3 protein-coding genes are annotated in these 3,706 nt (G+C 53.7%); all 3 read left to right on the top strand.

All coding sequences use genetic code 11. The features are described 5' to 3' along the window. Positions 1 to 157: 157 nt before the first annotated feature. The 3 genes from ACJROR_RS06590 to tssG are packed head-to-tail and all read left to right on the top strand — an operon-like array spanning position 158 to position 3,548. Positions 158 to 655: a GPW/gp25 family protein gene (locus ACJROR_RS06590; protein ID WP_406546412.1), complete on the top strand. Its 498-nt coding sequence runs from the start codon at positions 158 to 160 to the stop codon at positions 653 to 655. Beyond that, on the top strand, positions 655 to 2,481 hold the full coding sequence (gene tssF, locus ACJROR_RS06585) for a type VI secretion system baseplate subunit TssF (RefSeq protein WP_406546411.1): 1,827 nt from the start codon (positions 655 to 657) through the stop codon (positions 2,479 to 2,481). The genes ACJROR_RS06590 and tssF overlap by 1 nt, the downstream gene beginning before the upstream one ends. Next, positions 2,460 to 3,548, top strand: a complete 1,089-nt coding sequence (tssG, locus tag ACJROR_RS06580; protein ID WP_406546410.1) for a type VI secretion system baseplate subunit TssG — start codon at positions 2,460 to 2,462, stop codon at positions 3,546 to 3,548. The genes tssF and tssG overlap by 22 nt, the downstream gene beginning before the upstream one ends. The last annotated feature ends 158 nt before the right edge of the window (positions 3,549 to 3,706 follow it).

Raw genomic sequence — 3,706 nt, 5'->3', positions numbered from 1 at the left:
ATTGGCCCCTAACATCAGATCCCGTAAACATTTCCGTGGCAAGGTTTTGGAAAAGGCTGTTCCTGATATGCTATGATAAAAACGGCGGAGAGGGAGGCTTTCAGGCCGCCCGGCTTTAAGTCAAGCCCCGCCGCGGCTAAGCAAAGGATCGTTTTTCATGGTCAAAAAGATTTATGCCGGGGATCGGTATCATCCCTGTGTGCTTTCCAGACTTTCAGCTACGGATACCCCGGACACCGACCTTTCCCCCGAGGAGTATTTTCGGAAGCATATGGAGGAGGACGTGCTGGCCAATCTCAGAATGCTTTTCAGCTCCCGGATGCATCCCCGTCCTGAAGAAATAGACAAATGGCCTGACGCCAAAACCTCCGTGGTCTGCTACGGGCTGTCTGATTTCTGCGGCCTCGACAACAGCCCAGAGATTTTTGAAATGGTGAAAAAGGAAATCGCCTGGCAAATCAGATGCTTTGAACCCCGGCTGAACCCCAATACGCTGATAATCACCAGATTCGAGGATGAAAAATCAGATCACTGCAGCTTTTCTCTGCACATAGAAGCCCGTTTTGCCATCGAATCCATCAGTGATGACTTTTCCTGCAATTTCTACATGGAGCTGGAAACGGGCAGATCCATCATTAATGCCGAGGATTCGTAATGGCGAAGGAATTCTTTTCATATTACAACGACAATCTCTCCTATATCCGGAGGCTGAGCGCGGAGTTCGCCCGGGAGTTTCCCAACGTGGCCGCCCGGCTGGATCTGAATGCCATTGAGTGTCAGGATCCCTTTATCGAAAGACTTATCGAGGGAACGGCGTTTCTGGGAGCCCGGGTGGAAAAACAGATGGAGCGGGGTTATTCCCGTTTTCTGGAGGCCGTGCTCTATGCAGTGTGCCCCATGGCTCTGGCTCCGGTGCCCGCCTTCTGCAATGCCATGATCTCCCGGGCGGATCTCTCCAGAATACGGAACGGGAGCCTCCGGGTGCTCCGGGGCAGCAGGTTTTCCAGAACCTCCGCCGAAAGCACGGCTCCGGTGGTTTTTGTAAACTTCTTTGAAACCGAACTGCACCCCGTTTCCATCACCGGCATCCAGTTCTCGGATCATGATACCGAAATCGCCGGCCTCACCAAGGAAGGCTATCGCAATGCGCTGACCCTGAAGCTGAACACCGAGGGCTCCGGAACCTTCGACAGCATTGCTCCGGAATATCTTGACATTTATGCCAACATCCCCTTGCAGGACGCTTCAGCGCTGGCGGAATATCTGCTAACCTGCCTCCGGGGGGCTTATCTGAAGCTTCAGGACGGCTCCTACCGCCCCATTCCCGGAGTAACCGCCGAGCTCTCAATTCTGGACGGGGATGACGTGCCGCATTTGTCCGGGACTGAAGAAATATCCGGCGTGAGCATTCTCACCAGATATATTAATTTCCCGGACATTATGAAGTACATCAGGATCCGGGGACTTAAAGATGCCTTCCGGAACATAGCCACCCATGAGATTTCCCTGGTGCTGGTTTTCACAAGAGCGCACAGCTTCAGGCAGGAATCCCGGTTTTCCGGCAATTCCCTGCTGCTTAATGCGATTCCCCTGGTAAATCTGTTCCGGCACAGATCCGCCCGCGTCTTCCTGAACCGGGAGCATGAAGTCAATCTCACCATTGACAGCACCCATCAGAGCGACTACGAGGTCTTCTATGTCGAAAAAGCGGATTTCTTCGACAGCTCCGGGCTTCCGCTTTTTCAGGCCTATCCGTTCTTTTCCTCTCACGCCCAGAAAAGCGGCGCGGAATACCGCAACTTCTTTACCGTAAACCGCCGATCCCGGCAGGGCTTTGCGCATTCCGAAACCCGGGCCTACCGGAAGCAGGAAGCTTTCCTGACGTTTTCGGGAAAGGATTTTCTGGACAACATGCAGAACCGCATGCAGTTTTCCGCTGACTGTCTGGTGACCAATGCGGATCTTCCCGGCAGCCTTTCCATCGGAGACCGGCTCAGCACCGGCTCTCTGGGGGAAATTCGCAACGCTGACATTATCACCACAGTAACCAAACCTCGCATGCCCCTGGTAACCGCCGGATCTGCAAACGATTTTAAGAGACTGTCCTATATCATGTGCAATTTTGACTCGCTTATTGCCGGCGGAGATGAAAACATGATCTTCACCCTGAAGGAAATGTTCACCCCCAGCTCCTCAAAATCAGCAGAGGAAACAGACAGGCTGAAGGCTTCCCTGAAAAAACTCCGGATCGACTCCCGGGTATACCGCTTCATCAGCAAGGGAGTGGTGTTCTTTGAGAAAGGCTACCATATTACCCTGACGCTGGGCCAGAAGGAGCTTGAGGGCATAGGACTGTTCGCCTTTGCCCGGGTGCTGGCGGAGCTGATTATGACCTACCGGGATATCAGCATCCCCCTGACCGTTGATATCTGTTCAGATGAAAGAGGACTGGTCTTGTCATGCAAGAATCCGAAAAGATAACAGAATACTTTGCCCAGGCTGCCGCCCGCGGCCAGGAGCCGGATTTTTTCTGGCTGATACGGCTCCTGGAAAACCAGAACCGGGATCTGCCCCGTATCGGCTATGCCGGAGCCCCGGCTCTGGAACCGGTGCGTTTCGGACAGATACCCGCTCTGAGCTACAATGACAGAAAAATTCATTCGGTAACCAAGTCCGCCCCCGCCGGCCAGGAGGTGCTTAACATTACGGTGACGTTCTTCGGCCTGTCAGGTCCGAACGGCCCCTTGCCGCTGGAAATCACCGACTATATCTACCACCGCAGCCTGAACAATACCGATCCGGTCATAAGACGCTTTCTGGACATCATTAACCATCGTTTTCTGACCCTTTACTGCCGGGCCTTCAGCATGTACGAGGTCTCCATGGCCTTTGACAGGAAGAACAGCGTTCTTCTGAATACCTTTCTGAGCCTCAATCATCTGGTTTCCCGGATAAAAACGGATCTGCCTCCGTCAGCCCCTCTGTCCCGCTCGGTGATCATGATACGCGAAAGCCGCGGCAAAAACGGACTGGAGAGCATCCTGAAAAACCATTTCGGGAACCGCATCAGAGTCCGGGATTTTATAGAAAAATCCCATCCGATCCCCCGGGAAGTGAGAATGAAGCTGGGAGATCCGGACACCTCCGTATTAGGTCTCAACGCCCAGATCGGCACCCGCTACCGCACCATCACTCAGGATCTCTGTATTGAAATCGGGCCCTTAAGCTATCGGGAAAGCTTTCTTTATATGCCGGACAGTCAGTATTTCCGGGAGATGCACGAGCTTATCGGGATGTATCTTAAGAAGCACTTATCCGTCAGCCTGGAGCTTCATATTGACAGCGGCACCATTCCGGGACTCCGGCTTGACGGATCCCGGGCGCTGGGACTGGGCACCCACCTGAGATCTCACCCCGTCCCCGGAACCATGTCTCTGGTATGCATTAACATGTCCGCCCTGATGCAGAGAAGCCGCATCTCCCGGGACAGTACGACGGGCTCTGCCCCGGCGCTCTCCGAACGCAACTGGAGATCGGCCAGAGCCTAAACCGGAGATCAGAGTCAAGTCAGATGCCGGCATTTAAGTCTTTTCCTGAAATGCGGCCTCATTTTATTGCACTGCAGGAGCGGCAAAACTCATGATTACGCTACGCTAGCGGCCCTGTCAGACCATGAAATCTGTGCCCGGCTGTCCTGATTTCATGG

Origin of the sequence: Succinimonas sp. (assembly GCF_045225735.1) — a bacterium.
Lineage (GTDB): Bacteria > Pseudomonadota > Gammaproteobacteria > Enterobacterales > Succinivibrionaceae > Succinimonas.
This window is presented reverse-complemented; position numbering and strand designations above follow the sequence as displayed.